The organism is Escherichia sp. HH26CH (assembly GCF_009820205.1).
Lineage (GTDB): Bacteria > Pseudomonadota > Gammaproteobacteria > Enterobacterales > Enterobacteriaceae > Escherichia > Escherichia coli_F.
The window spans coordinates 69,624-85,238 of the sequence record NZ_VNXM01000040.1 but is presented as its reverse complement, the minus strand read 5'-3'; the positions used below and the strand labels follow the sequence as shown (position 1 = coordinate 85,238).

Annotated in this window: 18 protein-coding genes; 15 read left to right on the top strand and 3 right to left on the bottom strand. The window is 52.4% G+C overall.

All coding sequences use genetic code 11. The features are described from left to right. The first annotated feature begins 44 nt into the window (after positions 1 to 44). The 4 genes from rimJ to murJ all read left to right on the top strand — a co-directional run bounded on the left by rimJ (position 45) and on the right by murJ (position 3,857). Complete coding sequence (rimJ, locus tag FQ015_RS14420) at positions 45 to 629, top strand: ribosomal protein S5-alanine N-acetyltransferase (RefSeq protein ID WP_000468190.1); 585 nt, start codon at positions 45 to 47, stop codon at positions 627 to 629. Positions 630 to 639: 10 nt separating this feature from the next. Then, positions 640 to 1,287: a YceH family protein gene (locus FQ015_RS14415; protein ID WP_000877119.1), complete on the top strand. Its 648-nt coding sequence runs from the start codon at positions 640 to 642 to the stop codon at positions 1,285 to 1,287. Between the two features lies 1 nt (position 1,288). Beyond that, positions 1,289 to 2,212 (top strand): Gfo/Idh/MocA family protein, encoded by a 924-nt coding sequence (locus FQ015_RS14410; protein WP_039021659.1) that lies wholly within the window; start codon positions 1,289 to 1,291, stop codon positions 2,210 to 2,212. A 109-nt stretch (positions 2,213 to 2,321) separates the two neighbouring features. After that, positions 2,322 to 3,857, top strand: coding sequence for a murein biosynthesis integral membrane protein MurJ (gene murJ / locus FQ015_RS14405; RefSeq protein ID WP_001050688.1), 1,536 nt, complete (start codon positions 2,322 to 2,324; stop codon positions 3,855 to 3,857). 39 nt (positions 3,858 to 3,896) lie between these two features. On the opposite strand, the gene flgN is transcribed toward murJ, so the two are convergent. The 3 genes from flgN to flgA form a co-directional block, all read right to left on the bottom strand. Further along, on the bottom strand, positions 3,897 to 4,313 hold the full coding sequence (gene flgN / locus FQ015_RS14400; RefSeq protein ID WP_000197347.1) for a flagella biosynthesis chaperone FlgN: 417 nt from the start codon (positions 4,311 to 4,313) through the stop codon (positions 3,897 to 3,899). Between the two features lie 4 nt (positions 4,314 to 4,317). Continuing rightward, positions 4,318 to 4,611, bottom strand: coding sequence for a flagellar biosynthesis anti-sigma factor FlgM (flgM, locus tag FQ015_RS14395; protein ID WP_000020882.1), 294 nt, complete (start codon positions 4,609 to 4,611; stop codon positions 4,318 to 4,320). Between the two features lie 75 nt (positions 4,612 to 4,686). Next, a complete protein-coding gene (gene flgA / locus FQ015_RS14390) occupies positions 4,687 to 5,346 on the bottom strand; it encodes a flagellar basal body P-ring formation chaperone FlgA (protein WP_039021660.1) in 660 nt (219 codons plus the stop codon). Between the two features lie 154 nt (positions 5,347 to 5,500). Between flgA and flgB the strand changes: the two genes are divergently transcribed. The 11 genes from flgB to flgL all read left to right on the top strand — a co-directional run bounded on the left by flgB (position 5,501) and on the right by flgL (position 15,469). Further along, positions 5,501 to 5,917 carry a flagellar basal body rod protein FlgB gene (flgB, locus tag FQ015_RS14385; RefSeq protein WP_000884702.1) on the top strand — a complete coding sequence of 139 codons (417 nt, stop codon included), beginning with the start codon at positions 5,501 to 5,503 and terminating at the stop codon, positions 5,915 to 5,917. Positions 5,918 to 5,920: 3 nt separating this feature from the next. Beyond that, the gene (flgC, locus tag FQ015_RS14380; RefSeq protein ID WP_001196460.1) at positions 5,921 to 6,325 is read left to right on the top strand and encodes a flagellar basal body rod protein FlgC; all 405 of its coding nucleotides are present in this window, start codon (positions 5,921 to 5,923) and stop codon (positions 6,323 to 6,325) included. Between the two features lie 11 nt (positions 6,326 to 6,336). After that, positions 6,337 to 7,032 (top strand): flagellar hook assembly protein FlgD, encoded by a 696-nt coding sequence (gene flgD / locus FQ015_RS14375; protein WP_000020484.1) that lies wholly within the window; start codon positions 6,337 to 6,339, stop codon positions 7,030 to 7,032. A 25-nt stretch (positions 7,033 to 7,057) separates the two neighbouring features. Then, the gene (gene flgE / locus FQ015_RS14370) at positions 7,058 to 8,266 is read left to right on the top strand and encodes a flagellar hook protein FlgE (protein ID WP_160524204.1); all 1,209 of its coding nucleotides are present in this window, start codon (positions 7,058 to 7,060) and stop codon (positions 8,264 to 8,266) included. A 19-nt stretch (positions 8,267 to 8,285) separates the two neighbouring features. Further along, positions 8,286 to 9,041, top strand: coding sequence for a flagellar basal-body rod protein FlgF (gene flgF, locus FQ015_RS14365; protein ID WP_032183933.1), 756 nt, complete (start codon positions 8,286 to 8,288; stop codon positions 9,039 to 9,041). A 170-nt stretch (positions 9,042 to 9,211) separates the two neighbouring features. Then, positions 9,212 to 9,994, top strand: coding sequence for a flagellar basal-body rod protein FlgG (gene flgG, locus FQ015_RS14360; RefSeq protein WP_000625837.1), 783 nt, complete (start codon positions 9,212 to 9,214; stop codon positions 9,992 to 9,994). Positions 9,995 to 10,046: 52 nt separating this feature from the next. Next, positions 10,047 to 10,745, top strand: a complete 699-nt coding sequence (gene flgH / locus FQ015_RS14355) for a flagellar basal body L-ring protein FlgH (RefSeq protein WP_001295442.1) — start codon at positions 10,047 to 10,049, stop codon at positions 10,743 to 10,745. A gap of 11 nt (positions 10,746 to 10,756) precedes the next feature. Continuing rightward, complete coding sequence (gene flgI, locus FQ015_RS14350; RefSeq protein WP_000589300.1) at positions 10,757 to 11,854, top strand: flagellar basal body P-ring protein FlgI; 1,098 nt, start codon at positions 10,757 to 10,759, stop codon at positions 11,852 to 11,854. After that, entirely contained in the window at positions 11,854 to 12,795 is a 942-nt protein-coding gene (gene flgJ, locus FQ015_RS14345; RefSeq protein WP_039021663.1) for a flagellar assembly peptidoglycan hydrolase FlgJ, read from the top strand. Before flgI ends, flgJ begins: the two co-directional genes overlap by 1 nt. A 65-nt stretch (positions 12,796 to 12,860) precedes the next feature. Then, positions 12,861 to 14,504, top strand: a complete 1,644-nt coding sequence (gene flgK / locus FQ015_RS14340) for a flagellar hook-associated protein FlgK (RefSeq protein WP_160524203.1) — start codon at positions 12,861 to 12,863, stop codon at positions 14,502 to 14,504. An 11-nt stretch (positions 14,505 to 14,515) separates the two neighbouring features. Then, positions 14,516 to 15,469, top strand: coding sequence for a flagellar hook-associated protein FlgL (gene flgL / locus FQ015_RS14335; RefSeq protein ID WP_088541684.1), 954 nt, complete (start codon positions 14,516 to 14,518; stop codon positions 15,467 to 15,469). The last annotated feature ends 146 nt before the right edge of the window (positions 15,470 to 15,615 follow it).

Sequence of the window (15,615 nt, the reverse complement as noted above, 5' to 3'; positions counted from 1 at the left end):
ACTTACAGCGTATTAAAGACGTTACGGGAAGGAGTAGGTATAGAATGTTTGGCTATCGCAGTAACGTGCCAAAAGTGCGCTTAACCACTGACCGACTGGTCGTGCGTCTGGTGCATGATCGTGATGCCTGGCGTCTTGCGGATTATTACGCAGAGAATCGCCATTTCCTCAAGCCCTGGGAGCCAGTGCGCGACGAAAGCCACTGTTATCCATCAGGCTGGCAGGCCAGGCTAGGGATGATTAACGAATTTCATAAACAAGGTTCAGCTTTCTACTTTGGCTTATTCGACCCGGACGAAAAAGAGATTATTGGCGTTGCCAATTTTTCCAATGTTGTTCGCGGCTCTTTTCATGCCTGCTATCTCGGTTATTCGATTGGGCAAAAATGGCAGGGCAAAGGACTCATGTTTGAAGCCCTGACCGCAGCCATTCGTTATATGCAGCGCACCCAACATATTCATCGCATTATGGCCAACTATATGCCGCACAATAAACGCAGCGGTGATTTACTGGCGCGATTGGGTTTTGAAAAAGAAGGCTATGCGAAAAACTATCTGTTGATTGATGGACAATGGCGCGATCATGTTCTGACGGCATTAACCACCCCAGACTGGACGCCTGGCCGCTAAGGAGAATCTGATGAAATATCAACTTACTGCTCTGGAAGCCCGCGTGATTGGCTGCTTGCTGGAAAAACAGGTGACTACGCCGGAGCAATACCCGCTATCAGTAAATGGTGTAGTAACGGCCTGTAATCAGAAAACGAACCGTGAACCGGTCATGAATCTGAGTGAATCTGAAGTGCAGGAACAGCTGGATAATCTGGTCAAACGTCATTATCTACGCACGGTGAGCGGTTTTGGTAATCGGGTCACCAAATATGAGCAACGTTTTTGTAATTCTGAATTTGGCGATCTGAAACTGAGCGCCGCAGAAGTGGCGTTAATCACCACGTTGTTATTGCGTGGTGCCCAGACGCCGGGTGAACTGCGCAGCCGCGCCGCGCGAATGTATGAATTCAGCGATATGGCGGAAGTGGAGTCGACGCTGGAACAACTGGCGAATCGCGAAGATGGTCCTTTTGTGGTGCGTCTGGCCCGCGAACCGGGTAAACGCGAAAGCCGCTACATGCATCTTTTCAGTGGTGAGGTTGAAGATCAGCCGGCGGTAACGGATACGTCGAACGCTGTTGACGGTGATTTACAGGCCCGCGTCGAAGCTCTGGAAATCGAAGTGGCAGAACTGAAACAGCGTCTTGATTCGTTGCTGGCCCATCTGGGAGATTAAAGTGAAAAAATTACGTATCGGCGTAGTGGGGTTAGGCGGCATCGCGCAAAAGGCGTGGTTACCGGTGCTGGCGGCAGCGTCTGACTGGACGTTACAAGGTGCGTGGTCGCCAACGCGCGCGAAAGCCCTGCCAATTTGTGAAAGCTGGCGCATTCCTTATGCCGATTCGTTATCCAGCCTTGCTGCCTGTTGTGACGCTGTTTTTGTGCATTCCAGCACCGCCAGCCACTTTGACGTGGTCAGTGCGTTACTCAATGCGGGAGTACATGTCTGTGTCGATAAACCGCTGGCAGAAAATCTGCGCGATGCTGAACGGCTGGTTGAACTGGCGGCGCGGAAAAAACTGACGTTGATGGTCGGTTTTAACCGTCGCTTCGCACCACTCTACGTTGAGTTAAAAACACAACTCGCCACCGCCGCCTCGCTAAGAATGGATAAACATCGTAGTAATAGCGTCGGGCCACACGACCTTTATTTCACGTTGCTGGATGATTATCTGCATGTGGTGGATACCGCGCTGTGGTTGTCGGGCGGTAAAGCCTCTCTGGATGGCGGTACGCTACTGACTAATGACGCTGGCGAAATGCTGTTTGCCGAGCACCATTTTTCGGCCGGTCCTTTGCAGATCACCACCTGTATGCATCGCCGTGCCGGAAGTCAGCGTGAAACCGTGCAGGCCGTGACTGACGGTGCGCTCATCGACATTACGGATATGCGCGAATGGCGTGAGGAGCGCGGGCAGGGCGTGGTGCATAAACCTATTCCAGGTTGGCAGAGTACTCTTGAGCAACGTGGATTTGTTGGCTGTGCGCGTCACTTCATTGATTGCGTGCAAAATCAGACAGTTCCACAAACTGCCGGAGAACAGGCAATACTGGCGCAACGTATCGTTGACAAGATCTGGCGCGATGCGATGAGTGAATAAACCCTGTAACATCTGGCGGTAGCAATTCACCATAATCCAGGTAGACTATTCGCCTCTTTCAGCGCCTGCTTTGCAGGCGTTTTGCCCGTGGGTCTGGATTAGAACACCGATGAATTTATTAAAATCGCTGGCCGCCGTCAGCTCGATGACCATGTTTTCGCGTGTGCTTGGCTTCGCACGTGACGCAATTGTCGCCAGAATCTTTGGCGCAGGGATGGCAACCGACGCCTTTTTCGTCGCTTTTAAACTTCCTAACTTGTTGCGCCGTATCTTTGCCGAAGGGGCATTTTCCCAGGCATTTGTACCGATTCTGGCGGAATATAAAAGCAAGCAGGGTGAAGACGCCACGCGGGTCTTTGTCTCGTATGTTTCTGGCCTGCTGACACTCGCGCTGGCGGTTGTGACGGTCGCCGGGATGCTCGCCGCGCCGTGGGTGATCATGGTGACCGCGCCGGGTTTTGCTGACACGGCCGACAAATTTGCCCTGACTACCCAGTTATTACAGATTACCTTTCCTTATATCTTGCTGATTTCCCTGGCGTCGCTGGTGGGTGCGATTCTGAATACCTGGAACCGCTTCTCGATTCCGGCATTTGCTCCAACGCTGCTTAACATCAGCATGATTGGCTTCGCGCTGTTTGCCGCACCGTACTTTAATCCTCCGGTGCTGGCGCTGGCATGGGCTGTTACGGTCGGCGGCATCCTACAGCTGGTGTATCAGCTACCGCATTTGAAGAAGATCGGCATGCTGGTTTTGCCACGCATTAACTTCCACGATGCCGGGGCAATGCGCGTGGTGAAACAGATGGGACCAGCGATCCTTGGCGTCTCTGTGAGCCAGATCTCCTTAATCATCAACACCATTTTTGCCTCATTTCTTGCTTCCGGTTCGGTGTCGTGGATGTATTACGCCGACCGCTTAATGGAGTTCCCCTCCGGTGTTCTGGGCGTGGCGCTTGGTACTATTTTGCTGCCGTCGCTGTCGAAAAGTTTTGCCAGTGGCAATCATGATGAATACAACCGTTTGATGGACTGGGGGCTGCGTCTTTGTTTCCTGTTGGCGCTGCCGAGTGCGGTTGCGTTGGGCATTCTTTCAGGTCCGTTAACCGTTTCGCTGTTCCAGTACGGTAAATTTACCGCCTTTGATGCGCTGATGACCCAGCGGGCGTTAATTGCCTACTCGGTGGGTTTGATTGGCCTGATTGTCGTGAAAGTGTTGGCTCCTGGCTTTTATTCCCGCCAGGACATTAAAACGCCAGTGAAAATTGCCATCGTTACGCTGATTTTAACGCAATTGATGAACCTGGCGTTTATCGGCCCGTTGAAACATGCCGGGCTGTCCCTTTCTATTGGTCTGGCGGCGTGTCTGAATGCTTCTCTGCTTTACTGGCAGTTGCGTAAGCAGAAAATCTTTACCCCGCAACCCGGCTGGATGCCGTTTCTGTTGCGTCTGGTGGTGGCGGTACTGGTGATGTCTGGCGTGCTTTTAGGTATGTTACATATCATGCCTGAGTGGTCACTGGGTACTATGCCCTGGCGTTTACTGCGTTTAATGGCGGTCGTGCTGGCGGGAATTGCCGCGTACTTCGCTGCACTGGCGGTGTTGGGCTTCAAAGTTAAAGAGTTTGCCCGTCGGACGGTATAACAATGCATTCCGGCCTGCACTGCAGGCCGGAGATAATCTTCAGATCGAAATCTTTTTACTGCCGCGATGGGGTATTGATGTCTGACCGTTCGCCCCGTACAGCGTCGGTTCCTGATGCGGTTTTAACATTTCCAGCGCCTGTTGATTGCGCTCAATCTGTCCTTCCAGTAACCAGCCATTATGTTGATTCATTTGACGTAGTTGCTGAGTTTGCACCGTAATTTCCTGCCAACGTTGACTAATATCAACGCTATTTTCTGCATTGGGTTCTTTTCTGCGTAACTGTTCGAGGTAATCCAACGTCGCCAGCAGTGAGCTTTTTTGTTCTGTAATCCATTGCAACTGGCTGCCGTTGATCTGCCCCATTGAGAGATGTTGCTGCTCTTGATCCATTACCGTTTTGAGATCGTTAAGCACTGCGGACATCTGGTCGAGGATCTCTGCAAGACGCGTCATACGATCAGTTACTCTGCAAGTCTTGCTGCGCTTCGTTGATTAGCGCATCGGCAATTTTGCCGGTGTCCATTTTTAGTTCACCGTTACGAATCGCCAGTTTTAACGCTTCGACACGTTCAAGATTGATATCACTGCTGCCGGGTTGCATTAGTTTTGCTTGCGCGTCGCTTAACGTCACACTGGTGCTGGTGGCGGCGGTTGTTTTTGCCGCCCGGGTATTCGTTACCGGCGCGTCAGTGGTTTCACGCGGTTGAACGGTGCTTACGGGCTTCAGAGGTGAAGTGCGGTCAATACTCATGGTTTATTCCTCATTGAGGGCGCTTTTATCATGTGTTGCTTATTTATCGGCATGGGTCGGGTAATCTTTAACAGGTTACAGGTTTATAAGAATATTCCCATCTGCATCGACAACGCCGCTGACCACCTGTCCCGATACCATGCGCACCCGCGCATTCTGTGCGACGGCAGCATTGTTCAGCGCCTGACCTTCAGCGTTGGCGCTAAACCCATCACCACTGGCGATCACGTTGACGCGTTGTCCCGCTTTTACACGCCAGGCCTGGCGCAACTGGGTTAATTGGATAGGTTGTTCGGGTGATAGATCGCGCAGGCTAACGGCATCAATAAGTTGATTGATATCCAACACAGTACGCGGCGGCAAGGTGTCCAGTCGTCCGCGTTTCAGTTTTACATTGCCAGCTTCCAGCTTTCCTCCCCGCACAATGGGCATCGCGGCAACCACATAATTTCCTGTGGCCTGTACATTGACTTGCAAATATCGTTTGTCGTTACCGCAGCGTGCCAGCACATTCACATTGCCCCACAGGCGGGAATTATTGCTCATCGAAAGCAATGGCTGCTCGCACGGCGGCAGTAGATTGGGCGCTGTACGAATAGAAACACGAACCTCATCACTTACCCCCGCGAGCTGGGCGCTAAAAAAGGTTTGCAATTGCGATGTGAGATTGCTCGCCGCACTTAACGGACTGAATAGTATCGCGATGATCGCCACGCTACGTTTTATTGCCAGCATTTTCGCCCCCAGCCATTTCTACAACGTGAATTGTACCTGTCCGCAATGACCATCAACGGCATAAATAGCGACCCATTTTGCGTTTATTCCGCCGATAACGCGCGCGTAAAGGCATTTAAGCTGATGGCAGAATTTTGATACCTGCGGAGGAGATATGCTCGATAAGCTCGACGCCGCCTTACGTTTTCAACAAGAGGCGCTCAATCTGCGCGCCCAGCGTCAGGAAGTGCTGGCAGCAAACATCGCCAATGCCGATACCCCTGGTTATCAGGCTCGCGATATCGATTTTGCCAGTGAACTTAAAAAAGTCATGCAACGTGGACGGGATGCAACAAGCGTGGTTGCACTGACGATGACCTCAACGCAACACATTCCGGCGCAGGCGCTGACGCCTCCTACCGCAGAACTGCAATACCGTATTCCGGACCAGCCCTCGCTGGATGGTAATACCGTCGATATGGATCGCGAACGCACCCAGTTTGCCGATAACAGCCTGCAATACCAGATGAGCCTTAGCGCGTTGAGCGGGCAAATCAAAGGCATGATGAACGTTTTACAGAGCGGAAATTAACGGATGGCATTGCTGAATATTTTTGATATCGCCGGGTCGGCGTTAACTGCTCAGTCCCAGCGCCTGAACGTGGCGGCCAGTAATCTGGCGAATGCTGATAGCGTGACCGGTCCCGATGGACAGCCATATCGGGCAAAACAGGTGGTATTTCAGGTTAACGCTGCTCCAGGTGCTGCGACAGGCGGCGTAAAGGTGGCTGATGTTATAGAAAGTCAGGCCCCGGACAAACTGGTTTATGAACCGGGTAATCCGCTGGCGGATGCAAAGGGCTACGTGAAAATGCCAAACGTTGATGTCGTCGGGGAGATGGTTAACACCATGTCGGCGTCACGCAGCTATCAGGCCAATGTTGAAGTGCTCAACACGGTGAAAAGCATGATGCTGAAAACCCTTACGCTCGGTCAATAAAGGAGAAAGCTATGTCCATTGCGGTAACCACCACCGATCCGACAAATACCGGCGTCAGCACCACCAGTAGTAGTTCGCTCACGGGCAGCAACGCCGCAGATTTACAAAGCAGTTTTCTGACTTTGTTGGTGGCGCAGCTGAAAAACCAGGACCCGACCAATCCAATGGAAAACAACGAGCTGACGTCGCAATTGGCTCAAATCAGCACGGTCAGCGGGATTGAAAAACTCAATACCACGCTCGGATCTATTTCCGGACAGATTGATAACAGCCAGTCGTTACAGGCCAGTAACCTGATCGGTCACGGCGTGATGATCCCAGGCACCACTGTTCTTGCGGGAACCGGCAGTGAAGAAGGGGCTGTGACCACGACCACACCGTTTGGTGTTGAGTTGCAGCAGGCGGCAGACAAAGTTACGGCCACCATCACCGATAAAAACGGCGCGGTTGTCCGTACCATTGATATCGGTGAACTGACTGCCGGAGTCCACAGTTTCACCTGGGACGGTACGTTGACTGACGGCAGCACTGCGCCGAACGGTTCTTACAATGTAGCGATTAGCGCCAGTAACGGTGGTACACAACTGGTTGCCCAGCCGCTGCAGTTTGCTCTGGTGCAGGGGGTGATCCGCGGCAACAACGGTAATACGCTGGATCTCGGCACTTACGGCACCACCACCCTCGACGAAGTACGGCAGATAATTTAAAGCCCTCAAATTTCAGGAGTCAGTCATGGCCTTTTCTCAAGCGGTTAGCGGATTAAACGCTGCCGCCACCAACCTCGATGTTATTGGCAACAATATCGCCAACTCCGCCACCTACGGCTTTAAATCAGGCACGGCCTCTTTTGCCGATATGTTTGCCGGTTCGAAAGTGGGACTGGGGGTAAAAGTTGCCGGTATCACTCAGGACTTTACCGATGGCACGACCACCAACACCGGGCGAGGTCTGGACGTTGCTATCAGCCAGAATGGTTTTTTCCGTCTGGTAGACAGCAATGGTTCGGTTTTTTACAGCCGTAATGGACAATTTAAGCTCGATGAAAATCGTAACCTGGTGAATATGCAAGGATTACAGCTGACGGGGTATCCGGCAACCGGTACGCCGCCGACTATTCAACAAGGGGCGAATCCGACCAATATTTCGATCCCGAATACCCTGATGGCAGCGAAAACTACCACCACGGCGTCGATGCAGATCAACCTGAATTCCAGTGATCCGCTTCCCTCTGTTAAAGGATTCGATGCCAGCAATGCGGATAGCTATAACAAAAAAGGTTCGGTGACTGTTTTCGATAGTCAGGGTAATGCTCATGATATGAGCGTTTATTTTGTGAAGACCGGGGATAATAACTGGGATGTTTACACCCAGGATAGCAGTGATCCAAACAGCATTGCGAAGACAGCGACAACACTGGAATTTAATGCTAATGGCACATTAGTGGATGGTGCGATGGCGAATAATATCGCAACCGGCGCAATTAACGGCGCAGATCCCGCCACGTTTAGCCTGAGCTTCCTCAACTCCATGCAGCAAAATACCGGTGCTAACAACATTGTGGCAACCACCCAGAACGGCTATAAACCGGGCGATCTGGTGAGTTATCAAATCAATGATGACGGTACGGTTGTCGGCAACTATTCCAACGAACAAACCCAACTGCTGGGGCAGATTGTACTGGCGAACTTTGCCAACAACGAAGGTCTGGCATCCGAAGGCGACAACGTCTGGTCTGCGACGCAATCTTCTGGCGTGGCGCTGTTGGGGACAGCCGGGACGGGCAACTTTGGCACCCTGACCAACGGTGCGCTGGAAGCGTCCAACGTCGATCTCAGTAAAGAACTGGTCAATATGATCGTTGCCCAGCGTAACTATCAGTCTAACGCCCAGACCATCAAAACCCAGGACCAGATCCTCAACACGCTGGTTAACTTACGCTAATCGCTGACGGGATAGCTCAATGGATCACGCAATTTATACCGCGATGGGGGCAGCCAGCCAGACGCTGAATCAACAGGCGGTGACCGCCAGTAATCTGGCCAATGCCTCTACGCCCGGTTTTCGCGCACAGTTAAACGCCTTGCGTGCAGTTCCGGTGGAAGGGCTTTCACTACCCACGCGCACGCTGGTTACGGCGTCAACACCGGGTGCTGACATGACGCCCGGTAAGATGGATTACACCTCGCGCCCGCTGGACGTCGCGTTGCAGCAGGACGGCTGGCTGGCCGTGCAGACCGCTGACGGCAGCGAAGGATATACGCGTAATGGCAGCATTCAGGTTGATCCCACCGGGCAACTGACAATTCAGGGACATCCGGTGATCGGCGAGGCGGGGCCAATTGCTGTGCCGGAAGGGGCGGAAATCACTGTTGCTGCCGATGGCACAATCTCGGCGCTGAATTCTGGCGATCCGGCAAATACTGTCGCGCCAGTGGGGCGTCTGAAGCTGGTGAAAGCCACGGGCAGCGAAGTGCAGCGCGGTGACGACGGCATTTTTCGTTTAAGCGCAGAAAGCCAGGCTACGCGTGGGCCGGTACTGCAGGCAGATCCAACCTTACGTGTGATGTCGGGGGTTCTGGAAGGCAGTAACGTCAATGCCGTTGCGGCAATGAGCGACATGATTGCCAGCGCGCGGCGTTTTGAAATGCAGATGAAGGTGATCAGCAGCGTCGATGATAACGCAGGCCGTGCCAACCAACTGCTGTCGATGAGTTAATTGAACGGATACATGACAAACGTAAGTTGCCCGGTGTGCAAACTTATCGGTCTACGGGGTACATCGCAATTTATTGATTTTTCTATACCTTGTAGGCCGGATAAGGCGTTTACGCCGCATCCGGCATGAAGACATATGCATTTTGTCAATAATCCACCACAGGACATTTTATGATCAGTTCATTATGGATCGCCAAAACGGGCCTTGACGCCCAGCAAACCAATATGGACGTCATTGCCAACAACCTGGCAAACGTCAGTACCAACGGTTTTAAGCGCCAGCGGGCCGTTTTTGAAGATCTGCTTTACCAAACCATCCGCCAGCCGGGGGCACAGTCTTCCGAACAAACCACCTTGCCATCCGGGTTGCAAATCGGCACGGGGGTACGTCCGGTCGCCACTGAACGCTTACACAGCCAGGGCAACCTGTCGCAGACCAACAACAGTAAAGACGTCGCGATTAAAGGGCAGGGCTTTTTCCAGGTGATGTTGCCAGATGGGTCATCAGCCTATACCCGTGACGGCTCTTTCCAGGTGGATCAGAACGGGCAGCTGGTGACGGCTGGTGGTTTTCAGGTGCAGCCAGCGATCACCATTCCGGCGAATGCGTTAAGTATCACCATCGGTCGTGATGGCGTGGTCAGCGTAACCCAACAAGGCCAGGCAGCTCCGGTTCAAGTTGGGCAGCTCAATCTCACCACCTTTATGAATGATACCGGACTGGAGAGCATTGGCGAAAACCTCTACACCGAAACGCAATCCTCCGGTGCACCGAACGAAAGCACGCCGGGCCTGAACGGCGCGGGACTGCTTTATCAAGGGTATGTTGAAACGTCTAACGTCAACGTGGCGGAAGAACTGGTCAATATGATTCAGGTGCAACGCGCCTACGAAATCAACAGTAAAGCGGTATCCACCACCGATCAGATGCTGCAAAAACTGACGCAACTCTAAGGCATAACCGGTGGCAGATTCACCGGTTTACTGATTTTTGAAGATGATAGCCATGCAAAAAAACGCTGCGCATACTTATGCCATTTCCAGCTTGTTGGTGCTTTCACTAACCGGCTGCGCCTGGATACCCTCCACGCCGCTGGTACAGGGGGCGACCAGTGCACAACCGGTTCCCGGTCCGACGCCCGTCGCCAACGGTTCTATTTTCCAGTCTGCTCAGCCGATTAACTATGGCTATCAACCGCTGTTTGAAGATCGTCGACCACGCAATATTGGCGATACGCTGACCATCGTGTTGCAGGAGAACGTCAGCGCCAGCAAAAGCTCCTCTGCGAATGCCAGCCGTGACGGTAAAACTAATTTTGGCTTTGATACTGTGCCGCGCTATTTGCAGGGGCTGTTTGGTAACGCTCGTGCCGATGTCGAAGCCTCTGGTGGCAACACGTTCAACGGAAAAGGTGGGGCCAATGCCAGCAATACCTTTAGCGGCACGTTGACGGTGACGGTTGACCAGGTACTGGTCAACGGCAACCTGCATGTGGTGGGTGAAAAACAGATCGCCATTAATCAGGGTACCGAATTTATTCGCTTCTCTGGTGTAGTTAATCCTCGCACCATCAGCGGCAGTAATACCGTACCGTCTACTCAGGTGGCGGATGCGCGCATTGAATACGTAGGCAATGGCTACATTAACGAAGCGCAAAATATGGGCTGGTTGCAGCGTTTCTTCCTTAACCTGTCGCCAATGTAAGTGAGGCTGTGGTGATTAAATTTCTCTCTGCATTAATTCTTCTACTGGTTATCACGGCAGCTCAGGCTGAGCGTATTCGCGATCTCACCAGTGTTCAGGGGGTAAGGCAAAACTCACTGATTGGCTATGGCCTGGTGGTGGGGCTGGATGGCACCGGTGACCAGACAACTCAGACGCCGTTTACCACACAAACGCTTAATAACATGCTCTCACAGCTGGGAATTACCGTTCCGACGGGCACTAATATGCAGCTAAAAAACGTCGCTGCGGTAATGGTGACGGCGTCACTTCCACCGTTTGGACGTCAGGGGCAAACCATTGACGTGGTGGTTTCTTCCATGGGAAATGCCAAAAGTCTGCGTGGCGGTACGTTATTGATGACACCGCTTAAGGGCGTTGACAGTCAGGTGTATGCGCTGGCACAGGGCAATATTCTGGTTGGCGGCGCAGGGGCCTCCGCTGGCGGTAGCAGTGTTCAGGTGAACCAACTGAACGGTGGACGGATCACCAATGGTGCGGTTATTGAACGTGAATTGCCCAGCCAGTTTGGCGTCGGGAATACCCTTAATTTGCAACTTAACGACGAAGATTTCAGTATGGCGCAGCAAATCGCTGACACCATCAACCGCGTGCGTGGATATGGCAGCGCCACCGCGTTAGATGCGCGGACTATTCAGGTGCGCGTACCGAGTGGCAACAGTTCCCAGGTCCGTTTCCTTGCCGATATCCAGAATATGCAGGTTAATGTCACCCCGCAGGACGCTAAAGTAGTGATTAACTCGCGCACTGGTTCGGTGGTGATGAATCGCGAAGTGACCCTCGACAGCTGCGCGGTAGCGCAGGGGAATCTCTCGGTTACGGTAAATCGGCAGGCCAATGTCAGCCAGCCAGATACACCGTTTGGTGGCGGGCAGACTGTGGTTACTCCACAAACGCAGATCGATTTACGCCAGAGCGGCGGTTCGCTGCAAAGCGTACGTTCCAGCGCCAGCCTCAATAACGTGGTGCGTGCGCTCAATGCGCTGGGCGCTACGCCGATGGATCTGATGTCCATACTGCAATCAATGCAAAGTGCGGGATGTCTGCGGGCAAAACTGGAAATCATCTGATGATCAGCGACAGCAAACTACTGGCAAGTGCGGCCTGGGATGCACAATCGCTCAACGAACTTAAGGCGAAAGCGGGCGAAGATCCGGCGGCAAATATCCGTCCGGTGGCCCGCCAGGTGGAAGGGATGTTCGTGCAGATGATGTTGAAAAGCATGCGCGACGCTTTACCAAAAGATGGCCTGTTCAGCAGCGAGCACACTCGCCTGTATACCAGTATGTATGACCAGCAGATTGCCCAACAGATGACGGCGGGCAAAGGTCTGGGGCTGGCAGAGATGATGGTTAAACAGATGACGCCAGAACAACCATTGCCAGATGAGTCCACGCCAGCAGCACCGATGAAATTCCCGCTCGAAACCGTGGTGCGTTATCAAAATCAGACGCTTTCGCAGCTGGTGCAAAAGGCCGTACCACGTAACTACGATGATTCGCTGCCGGGTGACAGTAAAGCATTCCTCGCGCAACTCTCGTTGCCCGCCCAACTGGCAAGCCAGCAAAGCGGTGTGCCACATCATTTGATCCTCGCTCAGGCGGCGCTGGAATCTGGCTGGGGACAACGGCAAATCCGCCGTGAAAACGGCGAGCCGAGCTATAACCTGTTTGGCGTCAAAGCCTCTGGCAACTGGAAAGGGCCAGTCACTGAAATCACCACGACTGAATATGAAAATGGCGAAGCGAAGAAAGTAAAAGCGAAGTTTCGGGTCTACAGCTCGTATCTGGAAGCATTGTCGGATTACGTTGGGCTATTAACACGTAACCCGCGCTACGCTGCCGTGACGACCGCCGCGAGTGCGGAGCAGGGGGCGCAGGCCCTACAGGACGCGGGCTATGCCACCGATCCTCACTATGCCCGCAAACTCACCAGCATGATTCAGCAGATGAAATCGATAAGCGACAAGGTGAGCAAAACCTACAGCATGAACATTGATAATCTGTTCTGAATAACTCAAGTCCGGCGGGTCGCTGCCGATAATACTCTGTAATTGAAGGCTTATAAGGAACCTCCATGTCCAGCTTGATCAATAACGCCATGAGCGGACTGAACGCGGCCCAGGCGGCGTTAAATACGGCAAGTAATAATATCTCCAGCTATAACGTTGCCGGATATACCCGCCAAACCACTATTATGGCGCAGGCCAACAGCACGTTGGGCGCGGGTGGCTGGGTTGGCAATGGTGTCTACGTTTCCGGTGTGCAGCGTGAGTATGATGCTTTTATTACCAACCAGTTACGTGCGGCTCAGACGCAAAGTAGCGGCCTGACTGCCCGCTATGAGCAGATGTCGAAAATCGACAATATGCTCTCCACCAGTACCTCTTCGCTGGCAACACAGATGCAGGATTTCTTCACCAGCCTGCAAACGCTGGTGAGTAACGCGGAAGATCCGGCAGCGCGCCAGGCGCTGATTGGGAAATCAGAAGGGTTGGTGAATCAGTTTAAAACCACCGATCAATATCTGCGCGACCAGGACAAACAGGTCAATATCGCGATAGGTGCCAGCGTTGATCAGATCAACAATTACGCTAAACAAATCGCCAGCCTGAACGATCAGATCTCCCGCCTGACAGGCGTGGGGGCAGGGGCGTCACCTAACAATCTGCTGGATCAACGCGATCAACTGGTGAGCGAATTAAACCAGATTGTTGGCGTAGAAGTCAGCGTTCAGGATGGTGGCACTTATAACATCACGATGGCCAATGGCTACTCACTGGTTCAGGGAAGTACGGCGCGGCAACTTGCGGCAATTCCTTCCAGCGCCGACCCTTCTCGTACGACTGTCGCTTATGTTGATGGGACTGCGGGCAATCTTGAGATCCCGGAGAAATTGCTGAATACCGGGTCACTGGGCGGTATTCTGACATTTCGTTCTCAGGATCTCGACCAGACGCGTAATACGCTCGGACAACTGGCGCTGGCATTTGCCGAGGCTTTCAATGCCCAACATAACAAGGGGTATGATGCCAATGGTAAAGAAGGGGAGGATTTCTTTGCTATCGGTAAGCCCGCGGTTCTGCAAAATACTAACAACAATAGTGGCGTTGCGATCGGTGCCACGGTAACCGATGCCTCCGCGGTACTGGCGACAGATTACAAAATCTCGTTCGATAATAATCAGTGGCAGGTCACCCGCCTTGCCAGCAATACCACTTTTACGGTGACGCCGGATGCTAACGGTAAAGTGGCATTTGATGGTCTGGAGTTGACGTTTACAGGAACGCCTGCCGTTAACGACAGCTTCACACTGAAACCGGTAAGTGACGCCATCGTCAACATGGATGTATTAATCACCGACGAAGCGAAAATCGCCATGGCGAGCGCAGAAGATGCGGGTGATAGCGACAACCGCAACGGTCAGGCCCTGCTGGATCTGCAAAGTAACAGTAAAACGGTGGGCGGTGCTAAATCCTTTAACGACGCTTATGCCTCGTTAGTGAGTGATATCGGTAATAAAACCGCGACGTTGAAAACCAGTAGCACCACGCAAGGTAATGTGGTGACGCAGCTTTCCAATCAGCAGCAGTCGATTTCTGGTGTCAATCTCGATGAGGAGTATGGAAATCTGCAACGTTTTCAGCAGTATTACCTGGCGAATGCGCAGGTTCTGCAGACGGCAAACGCGATTTTTGATGCGCTGATTAACATTCGTTAAGGGGAGATAAAATGCGTTTCAGTACCCAGATGATGTACCAGCAAAACATGCGTGGCATCACCAATTCTCAGGCCGAATGGATGAAGTACGGCGAACAGATGTCGACGGGTAAGCGAGTCGTTAACCCTTCAGATGATCCCATTGCTGCATCACAAGCTGTTGTTCTCTCCCAGGCACAGGCGCAAAACAGCCAGTACACGCTGGCGCGTACTTTCGCCACTCAAAAAGTGTCACTGGAAGAGAGTGTGCTTAGCCAGGTCACCACTGCTATCCAGAATGCTCAGGAAAAAATTGTCTACGCCAGCAATGGCACCTTGAGTGACGATGACCGGGCGTCGTTGGCAACCGATATCCAGGGTATTCGTGACCAGTTGCTGAATCTGGCGAACACTACGGATGGTAACGGGCGCTACATTTTTGCCGGTTATAAAACAGAAACTGCGCCGTTTAGTGAGGCAGACGGCGAATATGTTGGCGGAGCAGAAAGTATTAAACAACAGGTCGATGCTTCGCGTTCGATGGTGATAGGGCACACGGGTGACAAAATTTTCGACAGTATTACCAGCAACGCGGTAGCGGAACCAGACGGTAGCGCTTCTGAAACTAATCTGTTTGCTATGCTGGATAGCGCCATCGCAGCCCTGAAAATGCCGGTCGCGGATAGCGAAGCGGATAAAGAAACCGCCGCTGCGGCATTGGATAAAACCAACCGCGGACTGAAAAATTCGCTGAATAATGTGCTGACCGTTCGCGCGGAATTAGGCACGCAGTTGAACGAGCTGGAATCGCTGGATTCATTAGGTAGCGATCGCGCTTTAGGGCAAACGCAGCAGATGAGCGATCTGGTTGATGTGGACTGGAATGCAACTATTTCATCTTACATCATGCAGCAAACGGCATTGCAGGCATCGTATAAAGCATTTACCGATATGCAGGGATTGTCGCTGTTCCAGCTCAACAAATAAGCTCGCTTTAAAACATATCATGAAACTGGGTATGTTTTGTCTGCCCGCTCTGGGATCGCCGGGGCGGGCATTTTTTTGCCTATTTTGTATTGTTGGTTAGCAAGGATGCCATTCGATGAATTTTAATATGTTGATTTAAAGATGAA

Excerpts from the sequence above, each read along its gene's own strand:
- rimJ (WP_000468190.1), top strand. The coding sequence starts at position 45 with ATGTTTGGCTATCGCAGTAACGTGCCAAAAGTGCGCTTAACCACTGAC.
- FQ015_RS14415 (WP_000877119.1), top strand. The coding sequence starts at position 640 with ATGAAATATCAACTTACTGCTCTGGAAGCCCGCGTGATTGGCTGCTTG.
- murJ (WP_001050688.1), top strand. The coding sequence starts at position 2,322 with ATGAATTTATTAAAATCGCTGGCCGCCGTCAGCTCGATGACCATGTTT.
- flgN (WP_000197347.1), bottom strand. The coding sequence starts at position 4,313 with ATGACGCGTCTTGCAGAGATCCTCGACCAGATGTCCGCAGTGCTTAAC.
- flgM (WP_000020882.1), bottom strand. The coding sequence starts at position 4,611 with ATGAGTATTGACCGCACTTCACCTCTGAAGCCCGTAAGCACCGTTCAA.
- flgA (WP_039021660.1), bottom strand. The coding sequence starts at position 5,346 with ATGCTGGCAATAAAACGTAGCGTGGCGATCATCGCGATACTATTCAGT.
- flgB (WP_000884702.1), top strand. The coding sequence starts at position 5,501 with ATGCTCGATAAGCTCGACGCCGCCTTACGTTTTCAACAAGAGGCGCTC.
- flgC (WP_001196460.1), top strand. The coding sequence starts at position 5,921 with ATGGCATTGCTGAATATTTTTGATATCGCCGGGTCGGCGTTAACTGCT.
- flgD (WP_000020484.1), top strand. The coding sequence starts at position 6,337 with ATGTCCATTGCGGTAACCACCACCGATCCGACAAATACCGGCGTCAGC.
- flgE (WP_160524204.1), top strand. The coding sequence starts at position 7,058 with ATGGCCTTTTCTCAAGCGGTTAGCGGATTAAACGCTGCCGCCACCAAC.
- flgF (WP_032183933.1), top strand. The coding sequence starts at position 8,286 with ATGGATCACGCAATTTATACCGCGATGGGGGCAGCCAGCCAGACGCTG.
- flgG (WP_000625837.1), top strand. The coding sequence starts at position 9,212 with ATGATCAGTTCATTATGGATCGCCAAAACGGGCCTTGACGCCCAGCAA.
- flgH (WP_001295442.1), top strand. The coding sequence starts at position 10,047 with ATGCAAAAAAACGCTGCGCATACTTATGCCATTTCCAGCTTGTTGGTG.
- flgJ (WP_039021663.1), top strand. The coding sequence starts at position 11,854 with ATGATCAGCGACAGCAAACTACTGGCAAGTGCGGCCTGGGATGCACAA.
- flgK (WP_160524203.1), top strand. The coding sequence starts at position 12,861 with ATGTCCAGCTTGATCAATAACGCCATGAGCGGACTGAACGCGGCCCAG.
- flgL (WP_088541684.1), top strand. The coding sequence starts at position 14,516 with ATGCGTTTCAGTACCCAGATGATGTACCAGCAAAACATGCGTGGCATC.